The organism is Bradyrhizobium lablabi (assembly GCF_900141755.1).
Classification (GTDB): Bacteria; Pseudomonadota; Alphaproteobacteria; order Rhizobiales; family Xanthobacteraceae; genus Bradyrhizobium; species Bradyrhizobium lablabi_A.
On the sequence record NZ_LT670844.1, the window covers coordinates 7,271,776 to 7,288,183 of the forward strand.

General features: G+C 61.2%; 21 protein-coding genes. 11 read left to right on the forward strand and 10 right to left on the reverse strand.

Annotation, left to right across the window (positions count from 1 at the left end; all coding sequences use genetic code 11):
• Window positions 1-11 precede the first annotated feature (11 nt).
• The 3 genes from B5526_RS33865 to B5526_RS33875 form a co-directional block, all read right to left on the reverse strand.
• Complete coding sequence (locus tag B5526_RS33865; RefSeq protein ID WP_079544011.1) at window positions 12-992, reverse strand: FAD binding domain-containing protein; 981 nt, start codon at window positions 990-992, stop codon at window positions 12-14.
• Window positions 989-1,651 carry a 2Fe-2S iron-sulfur cluster-binding protein gene (locus B5526_RS33870; protein WP_079544012.1) on the reverse strand — a complete coding sequence of 221 codons (663 nt, stop codon included), beginning with the start codon at window positions 1,649-1,651 and terminating at the stop codon, window positions 989-991. Before B5526_RS33870 ends, B5526_RS33865 begins: the two co-directional genes overlap by 4 nt.
• Before the next feature lie 97 nt (window positions 1,652-1,748).
• A complete protein-coding gene (locus B5526_RS33875) occupies window positions 1,749-2,153 on the reverse strand; it encodes a cupin domain-containing protein (RefSeq protein WP_079544013.1) in 405 nt (134 codons plus the stop codon).
• Window positions 2,154-2,366: 213 nt separating this feature from the next.
• On the opposite strand from B5526_RS33875, the gene B5526_RS33880 reads away from it, so the two are divergent.
• Entirely contained in the window at window positions 2,367-2,603 is a 237-nt protein-coding gene (locus B5526_RS33880; RefSeq protein ID WP_079544014.1) for a hypothetical protein, read from the forward strand.
• 103 nt (window positions 2,604-2,706) lie between these two features.
• On the forward strand, window positions 2,707-2,997 hold the full coding sequence (locus tag B5526_RS33885) for a DUF2158 domain-containing protein (protein ID WP_172842167.1): 291 nt from the start codon (window positions 2,707-2,709) through the stop codon (window positions 2,995-2,997).
• Here the strand turns inward: B5526_RS33885 and B5526_RS33890 are convergent.
• Window positions 2,994-3,776, reverse strand: coding sequence for a transglutaminase-like cysteine peptidase (locus B5526_RS33890; RefSeq protein ID WP_244562134.1), 783 nt, complete (start codon window positions 3,774-3,776; stop codon window positions 2,994-2,996). The genes B5526_RS33885 and B5526_RS33890 overlap by 4 nt on opposite strands.
• Window positions 3,777-4,019: 243 nt before the next feature.
• Entirely contained in the window at window positions 4,020-4,409 is a 390-nt protein-coding gene (locus B5526_RS33895) for a hypothetical protein (protein WP_079544017.1), read from the reverse strand.
• A gap of 307 nt (window positions 4,410-4,716) precedes the next feature.
• Here B5526_RS33895 and B5526_RS33900 point away from each other — a divergent pair, with 307 nt between their 5' ends.
• The 3 genes from B5526_RS33900 to B5526_RS33910 all read left to right on the forward strand — a co-directional run bounded on the left by B5526_RS33900 (window position 4,717) and on the right by B5526_RS33910 (window position 6,842).
• Window positions 4,717-5,952 carry a molybdopterin-dependent oxidoreductase gene (locus B5526_RS33900; RefSeq protein ID WP_079544018.1) on the forward strand — a complete coding sequence of 412 codons (1,236 nt, stop codon included), beginning with the start codon at window positions 4,717-4,719 and terminating at the stop codon, window positions 5,950-5,952.
• Window positions 5,953-5,965: 13 nt separating this feature from the next.
• A complete protein-coding gene (locus B5526_RS33905; protein ID WP_079545825.1) occupies window positions 5,966-6,292 on the forward strand; it encodes a sulfite:cytochrome C oxidoreductase subunit b precursor in 327 nt (108 codons plus the stop codon).
• A gap of 64 nt (window positions 6,293-6,356) precedes the next feature.
• Entirely contained in the window at window positions 6,357-6,842 is a 486-nt protein-coding gene (locus tag B5526_RS33910) for a GlcG/HbpS family heme-binding protein (protein WP_197688393.1), read from the forward strand.
• Window positions 6,843-6,975: 133 nt separating this feature from the next.
• Here the strand turns inward: B5526_RS33910 and B5526_RS33915 are convergent, their stop codons facing one another.
• The gene (locus B5526_RS33915; protein WP_079544020.1) at window positions 6,976-7,371 is read right to left on the reverse strand and encodes an Ohr family peroxiredoxin; all 396 of its coding nucleotides are present in this window, start codon (window positions 7,369-7,371) and stop codon (window positions 6,976-6,978) included.
• A 126-nt stretch (window positions 7,372-7,497) separates the two neighbouring features.
• On the opposite strand from B5526_RS33915, the gene B5526_RS33920 reads away from it, so the two are divergent.
• Genes B5526_RS33920 through B5526_RS33930 form a run of 3 tightly spaced genes read left to right on the forward strand, consistent with a single transcriptional unit; the run spans window position 7,498 to window position 8,742 of the window.
• On the forward strand, window positions 7,498-7,710 hold the full coding sequence (locus B5526_RS33920; protein ID WP_244562135.1) for an antitoxin MazE-like protein: 213 nt from the start codon (window positions 7,498-7,500) through the stop codon (window positions 7,708-7,710).
• The gene (locus B5526_RS33925; RefSeq protein ID WP_079545827.1) at window positions 7,697-8,026 is read left to right on the forward strand and encodes a type II toxin-antitoxin system PemK/MazF family toxin; all 330 of its coding nucleotides are present in this window, start codon (window positions 7,697-7,699) and stop codon (window positions 8,024-8,026) included. The genes B5526_RS33920 and B5526_RS33925 overlap by 14 nt, the downstream gene beginning before the upstream one ends.
• A 2-nt stretch (window positions 8,027-8,028) precedes the next feature.
• A complete protein-coding gene (locus B5526_RS33930; protein ID WP_079544021.1) occupies window positions 8,029-8,742 on the forward strand; it encodes a hypothetical protein in 714 nt (237 codons plus the stop codon).
• Window positions 8,743-8,891: 149 nt separating this feature from the next.
• Here the strand turns inward: B5526_RS33930 and B5526_RS33935 are convergent, their stop codons facing one another.
• Window positions 8,892-9,899, reverse strand: a complete 1,008-nt coding sequence (locus tag B5526_RS33935) for a purine-nucleoside phosphorylase (RefSeq protein WP_197688394.1) — start codon at window positions 9,897-9,899, stop codon at window positions 8,892-8,894.
• 265 nt (window positions 9,900-10,164) lie between these two features.
• Here B5526_RS33935 and B5526_RS38210 point away from each other — a divergent pair, with 265 nt between their 5' ends.
• Entirely contained in the window at window positions 10,165-10,359 is a 195-nt protein-coding gene (locus B5526_RS38210; protein WP_154071594.1) for a hypothetical protein, read from the forward strand.
• Window positions 10,360-10,399: 40 nt separating this feature from the next.
• On the opposite strand, the gene B5526_RS33940 is transcribed toward B5526_RS38210, so the two are convergent.
• Both B5526_RS33940 and B5526_RS33945 read right to left on the reverse strand, forming a co-directional pair.
• Window positions 10,400-10,879 (reverse strand): hypothetical protein, encoded by a 480-nt coding sequence (locus B5526_RS33940; RefSeq protein ID WP_079544023.1) that lies wholly within the window; start codon window positions 10,877-10,879, stop codon window positions 10,400-10,402.
• Between the two features lie 145 nt (window positions 10,880-11,024).
• On the reverse strand, window positions 11,025-11,792 hold the full coding sequence (locus B5526_RS33945; protein ID WP_079545833.1) for a serine O-acetyltransferase: 768 nt from the start codon (window positions 11,790-11,792) through the stop codon (window positions 11,025-11,027).
• A 287-nt stretch (window positions 11,793-12,079) separates the two neighbouring features.
• Between B5526_RS33945 and B5526_RS33950 the strand changes: the two genes are divergently transcribed.
• A complete protein-coding gene (locus B5526_RS33950; RefSeq protein ID WP_079544024.1) occupies window positions 12,080-13,165 on the forward strand; it encodes a pyridoxal phosphate-dependent aminotransferase in 1,086 nt (361 codons plus the stop codon).
• 274 nt (window positions 13,166-13,439) lie between these two features.
• Here B5526_RS33950 and B5526_RS33955 read toward each other — a convergent pair whose 3' ends face one another.
• A complete protein-coding gene (locus B5526_RS33955) occupies window positions 13,440-14,345 on the reverse strand; it encodes a LysR substrate-binding domain-containing protein (RefSeq protein WP_079544025.1) in 906 nt (301 codons plus the stop codon).
• Window positions 14,346-14,521: 176 nt separating this feature from the next.
• On the opposite strand from B5526_RS33955, the gene B5526_RS33960 reads away from it, so the two are divergent.
• Entirely contained in the window at window positions 14,522-14,926 is a 405-nt protein-coding gene (locus B5526_RS33960) for a tautomerase family protein (RefSeq protein WP_079544026.1), read from the forward strand.
• The last annotated feature ends 1,482 nt before the right edge of the window (window positions 14,927-16,408 follow it).

Below are 16,408 nucleotides of genomic sequence, written 5' to 3' on the forward strand. Positions count from 1 at the left end.
GATCGGCTCCCTCAGGTCCGGGTAATTTCCGCCAGCACGCCGTGCAGGGTTCGCCGGGTCAATGGAATCTTGAAATCGTTGCCGCCGAATCCGCGGGCGCCGTCGAGAACCGCATTGGCGGCGGCATTGAAGCTGGTGGGATCGGCGGCGACATTGGCGAATTTTTCCTCGGCCTGCGCGGCACGCCATGGCTTGGGGGCGAGGCCGCCGAACGCGAGCCGGGCTGAGCGAATTCGTCCGCGCGCGGTGTCGACGATGGCGGCAACCGAAACCAGCGCAAAGGCGTAGGAGGCGCGGTCACGGACCTTGCGATAGACCTGCACGCCCGGCGGCGGCGGAGGCAGCGCGACCGCCGTGATGATTTCTCCGGATTTGAGCGAGGTCTCGATCTCCGGTGTCTTGCCGGGCAAACGATGCAAATCGGCGATCGGAATCACACGGGCCTCGCCTTCGCGATTGATCGTCTCTACCCGCGCGTCGAGCGCCCGCATTGCCACCGCCATGTCGGAGGGATGGGTGGCGATGCATTGATCGCTGGCGCCGAGGATGGCGTGAATGCGGTTAAGGCCGGCGAGCGCGGCGCAGCCCGAACCCGGACTGCGCTTGTTGCACGGTTTTGTCACATCATAAAAATAGTAACAGCGCGTTCGCTGCAGCAGGTTGCCGCCGGTGGTGGCCTTGTTGCGCAGTTGCGCGCTGGCGCCCGCCAGCAGGGCGCGGCTCAGGACGCCATAGCGCTGTCGCACGCGAGAATCGGCCGCGAGGTCGCTGTTTCGGACCAGCGCGCCGACGCGCAGGCCGCCATCCGGCGTCTCCTCGATTTTGTCGAGCGGCAGCGAATTGATGTCGACCAGCGTCGACGGCGTCTCGACCTGCAACTTCATGAGGTCGAGCAGGTTGGTGCCGCCTGCTATGATTTTTGCGCCAGGCTTCACGGCAGCGGCGGCAGCCCGCGTTGCCGAATCGGCGCGTTGATAAGTGAAGGCCTTCATGTCGGCATCTCCGCGGCCTGTTTGATGGCGGCCACGATGTTCGGATAGGCCGCGCAACGGCAGATGTTGCCGCTCATCCGTTCGCGGATTTCCGCCTCGGTCAGCTCCGGCTGCGGCTGCGCCAGATCGGCCGTGACGTAGCTCGGCATGCCGCTGCGGCTCTCGGCCAGCATTCCGACCGCGGAACAAATCTGGCCCGAGGTGCAGTAGCCGCACTGAAATCCATCATGTTCAACAAAGGCCGCCTGCAACGGATGCAACTTCTCACCCTCGGCCAGCCCCTCGATCGTCGTGACGGATTGCCCGTCATGCATCACCGCCAGCGTCAGGCACGAATTGATGCGGCGGCCTTCGATCAGCACGGTGCAGGCGCCGCACTGGCCGTGATCGCAGCCTTTCTTCGAGCCCGTAAGCGCCAGATGCTCACGCAGCGCGTCCAGCAAGGTCGTGCGCGGATCCAGCGTCAGTGAATGAGAGCGGCCATTGATCCGAAGGTCGACCTGCACAACAGAGGGCGGCGCTCCGTCATCGACCGGACCGGCGGCAAGCGCGGCACGGGGGAGCGTGGTCAGGAGCAGCGCGGTAGTGCCGGTCTCGATCACCGTGCGGCGGGTAATCTCGGTTGCGTTGCGCTCTCTGGCGGATTCGTGTTCGTCCATGACTGTTCCATGTTCGCGACAGCGAGTGAGGGGACCGCAGGAAGACGTCTGGCTTACGGCCAGCTGTCTTCCTGCCGACCGGAGGACGACATCCGGCTTACGGCCAAATGTCGTCCGGAAGATTCACGACGACGGGCGTCGCCGTGCTCCGTACGACAACCCATAGAAACGGCTCCAGTTTCGAAGGGTTTATTTCCATATGCGGCAGGAAGGCGGGAACATGAATGAAATCGCCGGCCTTCGCGCGCGCCGTATGTTCTCCCTTCGCACCCCAGCGTATTTCGCTGACGCCGGAAAGGACGTAGGCGATCGTCTCCTGTTCTCCGTGATGGTGAATTCCTGTCCGCGCTTCCGGTTCTACCTCGAACAGGCCGCCCCAGATCGCCGAAGCGATACCTAGCGTCGAGGCGATTGCCGCGCGGCGTTCGGAGCCCGGCGTCTGCGCCGTTGCGCGATCGAATTCATCTGGGCTGACGATATGGATTGCAGCAGCAGAACTCATGGCGTCCCTGATCGGGTTTGCAAAGCGAACACCGTGAAGCTAGGCGCAGACCGAGCCGAGAGCGATTAAATTGGGGTTTAACGAACTCACGTCGAATTGAGGCGGGACGCGGCTTACTCAGGTTCGAACGTGAATTTTTCTAAAACACAATTTAGCGGCAGCGCCGACGCCGCGTCCCCATCTAGCCGTTACATTGTTAGTAAGGAGACCAAGATGAAATTCACACTGATTGGCGCTGCCGCGATTGCCGCGATGGCCGTTGCAACTCCCGCTCTGGCGCAGCCGGTTGTCTCAAACCCCGGCCGTTGCGCGCAGTACTATCCGGACGCAAACTGCCAGAACCTCGGACCGGGCAATCCCTACACCGATGGCAATTACCAGAACTGGCGGAATGGGAACGCGATGATGCCGCGTCATGTACCGCATCACACGTCGGTATCGCACCGCTAAGGAGGCTTAAAAAAGGCGGCCGGATCGGCCGCCCTTTTTAAGCGCACGATCCGACCTGAGGCGACGGGAACGTGAATTGCAGCCCGAGAGAATGGAGTTTAGCATGAAGGCATTCACGAAATGGACGCCCAATGCAGCAGCGCTAACGCTCGCCGTTGCGCTCAGCGTGCCCCTGTCAATCCCAGCTTTTTCCGAACCGGCTCGCTCGGTTACGGCAATACACGACCAGACTGTTGCTTCGTTCCAGCCTGGCGAACTGGTTCGGCTGCGTTCGGGAGGGCCGGTGATGACCGTTAGCAACGTCAGCGGCGATCAGGTCGATTGCTACTGGATGGACTCGAGCGGTCAACCCAGTGCTGACAAATTTCCGATCTCGGTGCTGAAAAAATTCTAGTGCGGGATCTGGCCGACGGAGCGCTCATATCCGCGCGATTCTTCGGATCTGGATAACCCACCGGAATAGCGTTTGACGCCATCGCGATCGATCAGAAACACCGGGCGGTAATAATCCTGCACCTGCTGGTCCTCGGGCATGACAAAGTGTCGACTGTCCAGGATGAGCCAATTGCCGTCGAGCCGCGCCGCGACAACGGCGTGGTCCTCTTCCCTTGCGTCGTCCCGCAGGATGACGATCCGAAGATCGTCAGAGGAAACACCGACCTCCTCGAGCGCAACAAATTTGGCGATCGCGTAATCTTCGCAATCTCCGGCGCCTTTGGCGAGGGTGGCGAGAGGCGGGCTCCAGACATCCTCCACGCCGTAAAGGGCCTGGTCGCTCATCGGTCTTATTTTCAGATTGATGGCGCGGTTGATTTCGCCCAGGCGGGCGCGACCTTCGAGGCCTCGTGCGCTGTCGACGATCGCCAGGAATTGAAGCGCCGGCTGCGATGGACACGATACCGAATTTTCTTCGCAGATCCTCAGTACACCCCGCTCGCCATCAACTCTGTGTTTGACGTCAAGCCATTTCTCCAGCACCGAACCCGTGGTCACGATCGAGGTTGCAAGCCCGAATGGTTCATCGGCCCGGTCGACGGTTGAAGTTACAGTTCCAGCCAGGATTTCCGTTGGGGCGCAGATCAGTGATAGACCCCACGCAAACAAGATGACGCGCCAGGTGTTGGAACAGCCTGTTCTCGACATGGGCTCTCTGATTATTTTCGGCTCGACCAACCGGGTCTGACGTCGAACGACGTGGTGCCGCGCGGTTACAGGGCGGGCGGTTACAAAGAATGCGAAAGTTCCGACGCTTGTGCTTCAGTTCGGTCTGATCTGAAGCCGGTACACTCAGCGGGCCCCAATTCTAAACTAATCACGAATCGATTTCGTCCAAGCGCGCTTGAAGAAGAACCCCGTGTTTCCCGATCAACAACCCGTGTGCCAGCCACCCGAGCGCGGGGCGCGACCATCGATCGATCAGGTTCCCGAAGGCTGAACGTAACAGAAGACGTAACCGGAGCGGCCCAGGAATACGATGCCGTGTCCGGTCGGATTGCCTCTGTCCCATTTGAGTTTGTTGTTTGGAATTTCGATTTCCGTTCCGATGTCGACGTGAGGCCGCTTGAGCGGTTCGTCGGCTCGATCATCGGTTATGGTGGCGTAGGTCTTGCCGTTTCTGACATGGACCTCATCGGCCCAATACGCGTCGGCCTCGCCGCAACATGATGCATTCGGGACATCGGGCTGCATCAGCGCCTGGTACCATTGCCGGACCGCGGGATCCGAGTTTCCCCATTGTCCGAGGTCGCGGGCACTCGCACCAGCGATCACACAACAACCAAAAAGACAAAGGATGATGCGTTTCATCCAACTCGCTCCAACTCTCTGAATGCTTCTCACTGCAATTGAACCATTGCAGGCTAGGACGATTGAGATCGATCGCTCAATTGTACGAAGGTAAGCACCCGAGACCGAAATGGAGCGGGAGACCCATACAAAGGTTTGTGGTTTTGCCGTTCACGTGTTTGTTCAGTTGCGATAGGTCGCCGAACACTCAGCCGTGAACAGCGTAGCGTCGGTTTCTCCCTACCTCAGCGATGGAGCGCTGGCTCGCGTTGCGACGGAAGAGCCGGGAGTTCGAAAAACAGCGCCAATATCTCGATAGGTAAGACAGATGCAGAAGTACGACGCCCAACCGGGGCTAACGCGACGGGGCGTGATCCATGGAATGGGGATCGCCGGCCTGGCGCTGATGTCCTCGCCGGCGCTGGCGCAAGAGACGGTCGATCTGCACGTGTCCGGCGGCCCCGGTACGCGGCCCATCACCACATCCTATCCGCAAAAGGGCCGAATGATCCTGCAGCGTTCAAGCCCGCCATGGCTCGAGACGCCGTTCGAAGTCTTCGACAAGGGCGTGTTCACTCCGAACGACCAGCATTATGTCAGTTGGCACTGGGCGAATTTTCCGGGCGACATCGATGTGGACAGCTTTCGCCTTGCGGTTCGCGGCCAGGTCAACCAAGCCTTATCGCTGTCGCTCAATGATGTTTTGCAGGGTTTTTCGAGAGTAGATATCGCGGCGGTGAACCAGTGTGCCGGCAATTCCCGAATCTACGCCGAGCCCCGCGTTGCCGGCGCGCAATGGGCGGATGGTTCGATGAGCAACGCACTCTGGACCGGTGTGCGTCTCAAGGATGTGCTTGACCGGGCCGGTGTAAAACCCGGCGCCATTCAAGCCCGCTTCGGCGGCCTGGACGAGCCGGTGATGCCGGGCGCGCCGAAATTTCTCAAGTCGCTCACCGTCGATCACGCGCGCGACGGCGAGGTGATGATCGCTTTCGCCATGAACGGCGAGCAGCTTCCATTGTTGAACGGGTTTCCTCTGCGCCTCGTCGTTCCCGGCTGGTGCGGAGTCTACTGGATCAAGATGCTGAACGACATCGAGGTGCTCGACCAGCCCGACACCAATTACTGGACGGCGACCGGATACCGTGTGCCGGATACGCCGCACAATTCCGTCAAGCCGGGCGACACCGGATTCAAGATGGTGCCGGTGACCCGCAACGCTCCGAGGTCGTTCATCACCAACATCCGCAACGGCGACAGCGTGCCGGCGGGGTCGGCGGCTTTGGCGCGGGGCATCGCGTTCGGCGGCGATTGCGGCGTCGCGCGTGTCGATCTGTCGATTGATGGCGGCAGGAGCTGGCAGCCGGCGAAGCTCGGCGCCGACCAGGGAAAATATGGCTTTCGGCAATGGCAGACGCAATTCACGCTGCCGGCGCGCGGCGCACACCGACTGATGGTCCGCTGCACCAACACCGGAAATGAGGCGCAGCCCGGTTTCCGGATCTGGAATCCGGCCGGCTACCTCTACAACACCATTGAAACGACCGATGTGGTCGCGGCCTGACGAGGAACCGGCAATGCAACGTGAAGTTCTGCTGATGGTGGCCATTCTGGGCCTCGTTCTCTGGCATCCCGGCGAGGCCGCGACGATCGCCGCATTGAAGTCGCTGAAGCTGGATGTCCCCACCAGCGACGCGATGTTCCCCGGTCCGGGATCGGATGCGATCAACAACAACTGCCTTGCCTGCCACTCGGCCGACCACGTGTTGAACCAGCCCTCGTTGTCGCGGAAGGCGTGGCAGGAAGTGGTCGACAAGATGATCACCGCTTACAAGGCCCCCGTCAGCCCCGACGACGCCAAAGCGATCGTGGATTATCTGGTCCGCACCAAAGGCACCTCGTAAACACGGGCGACGCAAGCCCTCAGCGCCAGCGCCGCCGAACTTCAAGAAAAAGGAAGAGCTCACTATGACGAGAATTGGCATCACAATATTGGCAATGGTCTTCTGCTTCTCAGCCCAGGCACAGACCATCAGCGTGACGACGCTTGATCAAGCCGGAGCCCAGACCGTGCTGCAAGCAGCCAAGGAGAGCGCGCAGCAGCGCAATGCGCCCTCGGCTATCGCCGTGGTTGATCCCGCTGGCGACCTGCTTGCCTTCCAGCGGATGGATGGGGTCCGCCCGGCGAGCGCGGACCTTGCCATCGCGAAGGCACGAACCGCGGCGCGGCTTCAGCGGTCGACGTCGGAGATCGAAGACAACATCAATCAGGGACGAACGGCCTTTGTCACGGCCGGTGTCCTGGTCCTGCGCGGCGGCATGCCGGTCCGCGTCAACGGCGCCGTCGTCGGCGCAGTAGGCGTTGCCGGCTTGAGCAAGGAGACCGACGCCGAGATCGCCAACACCGCGGCGGCCGCGCTGAACCCCTCGCCGGTGACAGCCCAGCGTCGGTGACGGATTGGGTCGCGCCGCGTCTTTCGTGGTCGCCTACATCTTGCAATCACTTGCCGCACGCGTGCCGCGAGATCGGTCGCAGGCGTCGGACGGAGGCCGGCCCGAGCTTCGGGCCGGCTTCCCCCGGCGGAGGTCATACGAGATTGGTCTCGACGGCGATGTTGCCGCGCGTGGCCTTGGAGTACGGGCAGATCCCGTGCGCCGCATGGATCAGCTCTTGCGCGACCTCGCGGTCGAGGCCGGGCAGGCTGACGTTGAGACGCGCCGCCAGGAAGTAGGCGCCGTCGGCGAGGTTCAGGTCGATCTCGGCGTCGACCGACAATTCGGCCGGGAGCTTGATCTTCTTTTGGGAGGCGGCGAGTTCGATCGCGCCCATGTAGCAGGCCGACCAGGCGGCACCGAACAGATTTTCCGCCGCCGGGTGCGGCTGCGGCAGCTTGATGTCCAGAAAGCCGTCGCTGCTGCGCGCGGCGCCGTTGCGGCCGTTGGTGTTGTGGGTCTTGCCGGTGAGAAGAACCTTCGCGGTCATGGGGAACTCCTGTTGGGTTTGGGTTTGATCGATACCGATTTAATAGGATGCGCGTGAAAAGTCCCGACCCTTGCCTTCCGGCTGGTAACGCGTTACACTGTCACGCGTTACAGATGGAGAAGCCCCATGACCGCGCCAGCCGAAAGGATGAAGATGATGCGGCAGCGGCGGCGCGCACGGGGATTGCGCGAACTGCGTCTCGTGGTAGCCGATGCCCGCTCGCGGGCGGTGCGACGACGGGTGGCGAAGCAGGTCGCCAGTCTCGACCCTGATCGCGAACGCGACGCGCTGGAGTGGATCGAGTCGGTCTCCGAGTTTGATGCAGATGCAACGCGGTGACGTGGTAATTGTTGCCGCGGCCGGTGACTATGGCAAGCCCCGCCCGGCGGTCATCGTGCAGACTGACGCCTTTCCGGAGAGCCATGGCTCTGTAGTGCTTTGCCAGTTGACTTCCGAACTGGTGGACGCCCCGGATTTTCGCGTCACCCTCGAGCCAAAGCCCGAAAATGGATTGCGGCTTAAATCGCAGGTGATGGCCGACAAGCCGGTCACCGTGAGACGCGAACGGATCGGGCAGAAGATCGGGCGTCTCGGTAACCAAGACGTGGCTCGGCTCGGAATTGCCTTGGCGTTTGTCTTAGGGCTTGCGGATTAGCAATGCTTTCGGTCGCGTCGACGTACGGCAAGTCTCGTGCGGCTGCCGGCGGCTTGATTTCGACGGTGCCGGATTCGGTTGGCCGGGTCGCCGAGATGCGCAAGCATCTGCGTCCTTATTGGTATCATGCGGAGGTGGGCGGCATCGTTCTTGTCACCGGGATGGGCACGCATCGCGACGAAGGCTTCTTCAGGGCAATGGCGGCAGGAGTACCGGAGGTGGCGAGGCTCGCCCAAGATGAGCAGCAGCTCAAGATTCTGGAGCTTCTCTCTGACGACGTCCGCGCGTTTCTCGCTTCAGCAAAGCTTGCACCGGGACCCTACCAGCTCGACAATTATCACCTCGAAGAGGCGCCAGACCGGAAGCTCAAGTTCAATTCCTACGGTGAAGCTCCGATTGAGTTGCCGGCGGAGCGCACATTCGTATTTGCGGTGACAGAGGAGCATCTGAAGTTGCTGCGTCACCTCAATGCAAGAGAATCGTTCAATACTAGGGAATGGTACGGTTTCCTCGAGCTCATGGACGTGAAACGTCCGTATGGCGATATGGCTTATTATTTCATCGACATGGCTGACGCGCTCGGTGAGCCGCTGCCGCCGCGCGATGCCGACAATAGGCCACAATTCACGCCGCAGCAGATCGAAAGGTACGTCCGTCTGCACAAGGAAATGCTGTTCGCCGCCCAGGCATTCTGGAGTTACGCAGTCATGCGATGATGAACTCATCCAAGCATACCACGCGCGTCCGCGGCTGCTCTGGGACTTTTTTCAAGTTCTTTGGCCGATCATAGAGCTTCCGTTTGCAACAACCGGGGCGGCGGCAACTGTAAGGGTAGGCAGCGAAACCCAATTTCGCTCGGCAAACGCTACTTCGGAACGCCGTGCTTCCACTGGTCCCAGTGGACGACGACATCCTTGATGAACGGCGCCGAAGCTATCCATAGATTGCTTATGGCGGGCACGAAACCGCCCGAGCCTCCCTCGGGGCCACAACCGCAGAGCGAGTGCCAGGCCGACTCACCGGGGTAGGGACGGTCGAAGTTCGATGCGGTCCGCAGCACGGCAACGCGGTCGAGATCCACCAGCCCGGAGATGGCCCCGCGGGTAAGGGCCATGTAGGTGGCGTTATCCTCCTGTTGGGTGGTGCAATAGGTCCCTTTGCCGTTGGTCCACAGCGTGGTCCATGCCGTGGCGCGCTCGCCAAGCTTGATGCCGTGAAACCAGGTGTCGCCCGCCATCGTGTCGCACTGAATGACGCTGGGCGGGGCCTTGGCCTTCGCCTCGGCATAGCGGGCTCGATAGGCCTGGGCGGTCGGATTGTCGTTGACCGTGAGATCCACCTTGCTGGTCAAGGACAGGATCTTCTGCAGCAACGGTTCGTTCAACTGATACATCTCGCTGTGATACGGGGTGGGGATGCTGGGCAGCGAGTTCCAGGGCTGCGTGGACGTATCGGTCGGAAAGATCGCGGCGTATCCATAGGGCCAGACCGGGAAGGTCGGATCGGCTGCGCTTCCCGGAATCTCGCGCGCGTCGATCTCCCATGAAATGCCGTAGTCGATGAGATAGCGCGCCCACGCCGCCGAGCCGGTTGTCCCCTCGTGAGGATCGATCCCGGCAATGCCTGCGATCAGGAAGTAGGTGCGGCGCAAGTCGAACTTTTCGCTGAGGATCAAGGCCATGGTCGATGCGGCCACGTTCGCGTGACCCTCGCCGGCGACCATCTGGCACACATCGTCGGAGTTGCACAAAATGTTGGGATAGTCGGGCGACAGGCCCCGAACTTGTATCGATTTCGTCAACCCGAGATTGGAGGTGAAAGCCGACGCCTCGGAGAATGGGAAGGGGGTGCCGCCGAACATGTTGATGATCATGACCTTCACGGGTCGTGCGTCATCGTCGGCGAACGACGGACCGGCGAACAGTGCAGCAACGAGGACGCTTGCGCCGGCTAGCAAGTATCTGGTTATCGACAGGACAGTTTCGAACATCCTATGGCTATGCATGGAAGCGCCTCCTTTTTGGGTGTCGATATTTGCGCAATAGAGCCCAGCGAACCTTTCGGCCTTTTGGTAAGCGGTTGCACGATTCCGGGATGTTACAGTCGGGATGTGATGGTTATGTATCGGCCAGGTTTGGTTGGCGGCTCTCCTCTCTGAACAACCAATTCGCTTTGTCCGATTCTTAGTCGATCTGCTCAAATGTGAGGCGATGGTGCGCGAGGTTTTGCTTGAGGCCGAACCGTCCGAACACGATCTGATGCTTAAGATCGTGTTGAAAACGATGACGGTCAGCAAAGCTGCGACACGAGAAATCGCCGCATCGTCGCAGTGACGCTGTTCATTTGGGGTGAGGGTTGGCCGCCCCGCCCGGGCTAGTGCGGATGTCCCGCAATCTTGGCCGCGAACACGGTAAGGCCGGCGCAGAGCAGGTGAAAAACGAACGCCACGAAATAGACTGGCCCTGCGAGGACGTTTCTGATGGAGAGACTTCGGTGGTCGGGCGCGCGGACGATCAGTGCGGGAGAGCTGATGTTGTCGGGCTCGCCTCGCTCATTGACGTACCAGCGCCCTCTCAAAAACAGGCTCTCTACCAGAAAGGGATAATTCCCGGCCTTGCCGCCGGAAGGAGGTTCGATCGCACGGGCAGCGAATCCCGGAAATTTCAAGCGATAGATTTTACCTACCTGAAGCCCGCGCCCAGGTGCGATGATCTTCCCGTCTTTCACTGGAGCCGGCCAGTTGCCGGTCTCGCCTTGAGAGATATTTCCGTACATCATCGCCGCTTCGCCCAGATGCCGAATCACATAATAGCGCAAAAATGCGGCCCGCTCTGCGGCAAAGGCTTTCCCCAACCGGGAATTATCAAATCAGGAGCATCGCCGTGGCCCATCGATCAGCAGGCGATGATCGCCCGCACGAACGGAGCCGCGGTGCTTCAAAACGAGAAATATCCTCAGCCACCTTGGCAAACTCCCAGCCGCTACCCAATAGCACGCCTCAAACCCTAACGCGCTGTTCCGGACAGTTGGTCAGGCGCGCCGGAACGCCGACAGCGGTGCAGCCGGCCGGCACATCCTTCGTGACAACCGCTCCGGCGCCGATTTTGGCAAAGTCGCCGATGCTGATGTCGCCCAGGATCGTTGCGCCCGCGGAGAGGTACGCGCCGCGGCCGATTCTCGGTGCGCGACCGCCGAGCGCATCTTTCCGTCCCACGGTGACGCGCTGCAGGATCGTCACCTCGTCGCCGATCTCCACAAGACGGCCCACGACGATTTCAGTCGCATGATCAAGAAAGACCGGCGTTCCGATTCTTGCGGATGGATGGATGCTCACCTGAAGCGAGTCGGAGGATTGGCTTTGCAGCAACAACGCAAGATCGATCCGGCCGTTGCTCCAGAGCCAGTTCGACACACGAAAGACTTGCAGTGCGATGTATCCCTTGAAGTTGAGAAGCGGCAGCAGCAAACCCATGGTCGCGGGATCACGAACTGTAATCCAGCGCAGATCACGGCTCGCCGCCTCAACCAGATCGGGTGCAGCCAAAAATGCCTCGCGAGCTATCTGCGCAAACCGTCCGCGCTCGGTGCTGTTTTTTCCAAGCCGCCCGCCGATCTGGTAGGCAACCGCGCTATCAAGATCGGCGTGATCAAGGATCGCGGATGACAAGGAGCTGCCAAAAATCGGATCGATCGCACCGGCCACTACTGCCTCGTGCCGGATCGACTGCCAGAGGTCGTCGCTGGATGCAATTCCGTTGGGATTCATGGCCGCCAACCCGCCCGTTCGCCGCTTGGCCAATATAGGCTCGCCCTGCCGCAGCGCCAATACCGGCTTTCATGGAAGCCCGCGTTGGAATTCCTTGGCATTTCTCTATCGGTGGAGACGTTGCCTCCGATGTTAAATTGTGCAGTCATGGTCGCTAACCGCTTATCAATGCGCTGCGGAAGCGCTGAGTCAGTAACCGGCCATGTTATCGATGGCCGTCTGACACGGTGGCAGAATTCGAGGCACGCCCATATGACCCGCTCGTTCCGGACGACAGCCATTCCCGCATGACGTACGAACGCGCCCATCTCAAGGCCATGCAGGGCTACACGCCGGGGCAGCAGCCTGACACGCCAGCCATTAAGCTGAACACGAACGAAAATCCCTATCCACCCGGCCCCGCCGTTGCGCACGCCTTGAGCTCCTTTCCACTCGACATGTTGCAGCGCTATCCGGATCCGCTTGCCGGTAATTTCCGCGCGAGCGTCGCTCGCCTGCACCGCCTCGCTCCTGCAAACGTCATAGCGACCAACGGTGGTGATGAGCTGCTCAGGCTGGCCTTGACGACATTCCTCGATCCCGGAAAGCCGCTCGGGCTGTTGACGCCGAGTTACGGTCTCTATTCCGTTCTGGCGACCATCCATGGCAGTCCTCTCGCCAGCGTACCGCTTGGCAACGATTGGTCGGTTCCTGATAACACCGCCGAACGATGGAATGCGGCGGGAGCTCCTCTCGCCATCATGACAAATCCTCACGCACCATCAGGCGCGCTTGCCTCGGCAGCCGAACTCCATAAACTCGCGCTGACCTTCCGCGGCGTGCTGCTCGTCGACGAAGCCTATGTCGACTTTGTCGATCCCGAGATCGGACATGAGACATCCACGATGGTCGCCGCCTATCCCAATGTGCTAATTCTGCGAACGCTCAGCAAAGGCTATTCGCTCGCGGGCCTGCGGCTCGCCTACGGCCTCGGAGCTAATGAACTTGTCGCTCCCATGCTGTCGAAGACGAAGGATTCCTATAACGTCGACGCCATCGCACAAGCCGTTGGGACAGCCGCGCTCGAAGATGTCCGATCCGCGGCCAGAAGTTGGGAGGCGGTGCGCCATGAGCGGAGAGCTCTTGATCGGGCCCTGACCGCGATTGGTTTGCCATGCTCGCCGTCGCAGGCGAATTTTCTCCTCGCCACTGTTCCCGCCGGCGGGCGATGGCACAGCGCGGAGAAAGTCTATCGCTCTCTCATGGCCCGAGGCATCTTTGTGCGATGGTTCGATGAGGAGGGATTGCGCGATAAACTACGGATCAGCATCGGTACGCCCGACGAAAACCAGCACCTTGTGGAAGCTCTCCGGCTGCTTGGCGGATCGCAGTAGATTGGCGCGCCATTCGGGATAAAGATGGGCACTCAAATAACCGGGAAATCCAGGTCGTCCGATAGCACGCTTAGCTAATTGATTTTGGAAAGCCTATCGGGTGCCGGTGTGCTGTCCAATATCCGTTACTGGATATTCCGCTGATTTGGCCATGTCCGCTTTTAGGATGAGGACAACCCACGACCCCGATTTCGAAATTCGCGCTACGTCTAGGCCGAGCTCGCGATCGTCATCCGCACTTTACTCTTTGAACCCTCCATAGGTCCCCGCGACTTCAGCTGATAGCCGTCATCCACGTCGAGAAGGCTTCGATGACAGGCGCCCGCGGACTATGGGCCATCGAGACGAGATAAAACCCGTAGCCGGGCAGGGAGAGCGGATGCGTCTTCACGAGCAGCCCACTCCTCAGTTCATTGCTGACGACCACGTCGCTGCAGATCGCAACCCCCTGTCCACCGACAACGGCGTCAATCGCGTGCAGCTCCTCGCGGAAACTCAGGTCCCAGACCTTTTCGAGGGGTTTGAAATCGGGATCGATCGACCGCGCGACCGCCAGCCATTGCCGCCAGGTCGGCGCTTCCGGATCGCGGTTCATCCAATCATAGTGGATCAAAGGAAGACGCTGGAGATCTGCAGCCCGCTCGATCGGGCCATAGTGCTCCAACAGACGCGGGCTGCAAACGGGAACGTACACGTCCCGAAACACCTCGTGCGCTACAAAGTCGAGCGGCGGCTTTCGTGCATAACGGATCGCTACGTCTGCGGCGCCCGCTCTCACATCGAGTACCGCATCCGTGCCGATGATTTCCAAAGGGACCGTGGGGTTTTCTTCACGCCATTTCGGCAGTTGCGGGACCAGCCATTTGCTGGCGAATGCGCTCGGGCTCGTCACGCGAAGCGGCGCTTGCACATCCTCTTCTGCCAACAACGCCACCGCCGAGGCCAGCGCATCGAAGCCATTGCGCAAGGCCGGATAGAGGCGTGCCCCAGCGCTCGTCAGGAGCAAAGGCCGCGGGCGGCGCTGGAACAGCTTTACTCCGCAGGCCTCTTCCAATTGTCGTATCTGGTGGCTGATTGCCGTCGGCGTGACGCCGAGCTCCTTCGCGGCAGCCCCGAAGCTATGATGCCGGGCAGCGGCCTCGAAGGCATGGAGAGCTCGAAGGGGCGGAAGCTTCCTCATGCAATCAGTGTAGATGAGGTTTTCTCATCCAGCACCTGAATTCTATGATTTTGCAATGGTTTGGCGCTCCGTGAGATGATGGCATGGGCATCCATGGCCGGAAGCAAATCGTCTGTTTCGAATGGCCGCCCAGCTCTCCGTTTCCGGTATCGATGCGATGACTGAGGAGCCCGACCATGCCGCTGACCCGCATTTCCCTCCGCCGCGGCAAACCCGCCGCTTACCGCAAGGCGATCCGCGACGGCCTCTATCGCGCCATGCGCGAGACCTTCAACGTGCCGGAGGTTAATCGCTTCATGCTGATCACCGAGCATGAGGAGGTCGATTTCGACTACGGCGCCAACTATCTCGGCATCGCCCGCAGCGACGACCTCCTGATCATCCAGCTCACCGTCAACAACACCCGCACCCTCGCCCAGAAGAAGGCGCTCTACCGCCGCATCGTTGAGTTGCTGACCGAGAGCCCCGGCCTGCGGCCGGAGGATATCTTCATCAGCCTGGTCGAGGTGCTGCCCGAGAACTGGTCCTTAGGCCATGGCGAGGCGCAATATGCGCCTCTTAATGTGCCTGCGCCCACGTAAAAGGGCGGCCGGCCCGAGAGTCTGACCGCCGCATCGGTGCGTCGCGACCAGGATCAGGGCTTCGATCGCGGCTTCCCATGCCGGGATGGCGCCGCGCGGCCCGAAGGGACTAGCAATCGCCCAACATATGGGGCTTGCGTGGCGGGCCTACCGCGCATCGTGGTGCATCGCCTCTTTGCGATGCTTTAACCTACCGTGGGGTGAATGGCTGCCCGACTCCTAGGCTTCCTCCTCCCGGTTGCGCGGTGATGCCTGGAACAGCAGCGGGCGCGTTTGGGCCAACTCCAACGGGATTCTGGGATAGCGAATTGCCCGTTTGGACCACCGAAGCTCCCGGGAGAGCGGTCACGTTACCCACGACTGACCCGACCGAACTGGGCGCCGCCACGTTGCCACGCGAGCCGCCGCCAAGCGACCCAGTCCCAACGCCGCTGGATACCCCGCCAGTCGTAACGCCGCTGGACACCCCGCTTCCAACGCCGCTGGACACCGCGCCGCCGGACACCCCGCTTCTAACACCGCTGGGCGCCCCGACAGTCGCAACGCCGCTGGACACCCCGCTTCCAACGCCGCTGGACACCGCGCCGCCGGACACCCCGCTTCCAACACCGCTGGGCACCCCGACAGTCCCAACGCCGCCGGACACCCCGCCAGTCCCACCGCCGCCGGACAGCCCGCCAATCCCACCGCCGCCGGACACCCCGCCAGTCCCATCGCCGCTGGACAGCCCGCCAATCCCACCGCCGCCGGACACCCCGCCAGTCCCAACACCGATGGACACCCCGCCAGTTCCAAAGCCGCCGCCGGACATCCCGCCAGTCCCAACGCCGATGGACACCCCGCCAGTCCTACCGCCGCCGGAAACCCCGCCAGTCCCAAAGCCGCTGGACATCCCGCCGCTCACGCCGCCAGTCCTTTGGGCTAGGACGCCGTAGGGCGTGCATAGAAGGAAGGCGGCGGTTAACAATCCAAGTTTATAAGCGACCATGGCCTACTCCTGTGGCTGAGCCCCAGGATTTGAGCGTCATCGCTGAGCACGGCGACACTGAGGCCGTCACGCATGAATGATCGCGAGCCCCGCGATAAACATCGTGCACATGATGGTGCGGCGGCCGATGCGGTTTCACGCTCGATGTTCCCGATTTTGGCGCGCGGCCTCATTGACTTTGGCGCGGTCGCGCGGCATCGGGCATCGGATTTCTAAACGGACCCTGTACTACCCACCGGGAACCCGCCTATAAAACCGCAGTCACAAAGTTTTTATCCTCCCTCCTGCCAGCTGGTGGTGCAAATCTGCGAGGGACCCCCAAATCTCCGAGCGCGGATGGCATGACGTTCGTCATGGCATCGTCCCGAATTTCCTGCCTTGGATCGCACATGGGCGAAGTTGTTCAATTTATCCCGAAGCGTGAGGTCGAACGGGCCCGTCTTATTGAACAGGCCCGCGCGATATACGAGCGCATCTTCCCGACGGAGGGCCCG

Excerpts from the sequence above, each read along its gene's own strand:
- B5526_RS33935 (WP_197688394.1), bottom strand. The coding sequence starts at position 9,899 with ATGATCATCAACATGTTCGGCGGCACCCCCTTCCCATTCTCCGAGGCG.
- B5526_RS33870 (WP_079544012.1), bottom strand. The coding sequence starts at position 1,651 with ATGGACGAACACGAATCCGCCAGAGAGCGCAACGCAACCGAGATTACC.
- B5526_RS33895 (WP_079544017.1), bottom strand. The coding sequence starts at position 4,409 with ATGAAACGCATCATCCTTTGTCTTTTTGGTTGTTGTGTGATCGCTGGT.
- B5526_RS33865 (WP_079544011.1), bottom strand. The coding sequence starts at position 992 with ATGAAGGCCTTCACTTATCAACGCGCCGATTCGGCAACGCGGGCTGCC.
- B5526_RS33880 (WP_079544014.1), top strand. The coding sequence starts at position 2,367 with ATGAAATTCACACTGATTGGCGCTGCCGCGATTGCCGCGATGGCCGTT.
- B5526_RS33955 (WP_079544025.1), bottom strand. The coding sequence starts at position 14,345 with ATGAGGAAGCTTCCGCCCCTTCGAGCTCTCCATGCCTTCGAGGCCGCT.
- B5526_RS33905 (WP_079545825.1), top strand. The coding sequence starts at position 5,966 with ATGCAACGTGAAGTTCTGCTGATGGTGGCCATTCTGGGCCTCGTTCTC.
- B5526_RS33920 (WP_244562135.1), top strand. The coding sequence starts at position 7,498 with ATGACCGCGCCAGCCGAAAGGATGAAGATGATGCGGCAGCGGCGGCGC.
- B5526_RS33950 (WP_079544024.1), top strand. The coding sequence starts at position 12,080 with ATGACGTACGAACGCGCCCATCTCAAGGCCATGCAGGGCTACACGCCG.
- B5526_RS33960 (WP_079544026.1), top strand. The coding sequence starts at position 14,522 with ATGCCGCTGACCCGCATTTCCCTCCGCCGCGGCAAACCCGCCGCTTAC.
- B5526_RS33945 (WP_079545833.1), bottom strand. The coding sequence starts at position 11,792 with ATGAATCCCAACGGAATTGCATCCAGCGACGACCTCTGGCAGTCGATC.
- B5526_RS33930 (WP_079544021.1), top strand. The coding sequence starts at position 8,029 with ATGCTTTCGGTCGCGTCGACGTACGGCAAGTCTCGTGCGGCTGCCGGC.
- B5526_RS33900 (WP_079544018.1), top strand. The coding sequence starts at position 4,717 with ATGCAGAAGTACGACGCCCAACCGGGGCTAACGCGACGGGGCGTGATC.
- B5526_RS33915 (WP_079544020.1), bottom strand. The coding sequence starts at position 7,371 with ATGACCGCGAAGGTTCTTCTCACCGGCAAGACCCACAACACCAACGGC.
- B5526_RS33910 (WP_197688393.1), top strand. The coding sequence starts at position 6,357 with ATGACGAGAATTGGCATCACAATATTGGCAATGGTCTTCTGCTTCTCA.
- B5526_RS33875 (WP_079544013.1), bottom strand. The coding sequence starts at position 2,153 with ATGAGTTCTGCTGCTGCAATCCATATCGTCAGCCCAGATGAATTCGAT.
- B5526_RS33925 (WP_079545827.1), top strand. The coding sequence starts at position 7,697 with ATGCAACGCGGTGACGTGGTAATTGTTGCCGCGGCCGGTGACTATGGC.
- B5526_RS33885 (WP_172842167.1), top strand. The coding sequence starts at position 2,707 with ATGAAGGCATTCACGAAATGGACGCCCAATGCAGCAGCGCTAACGCTC.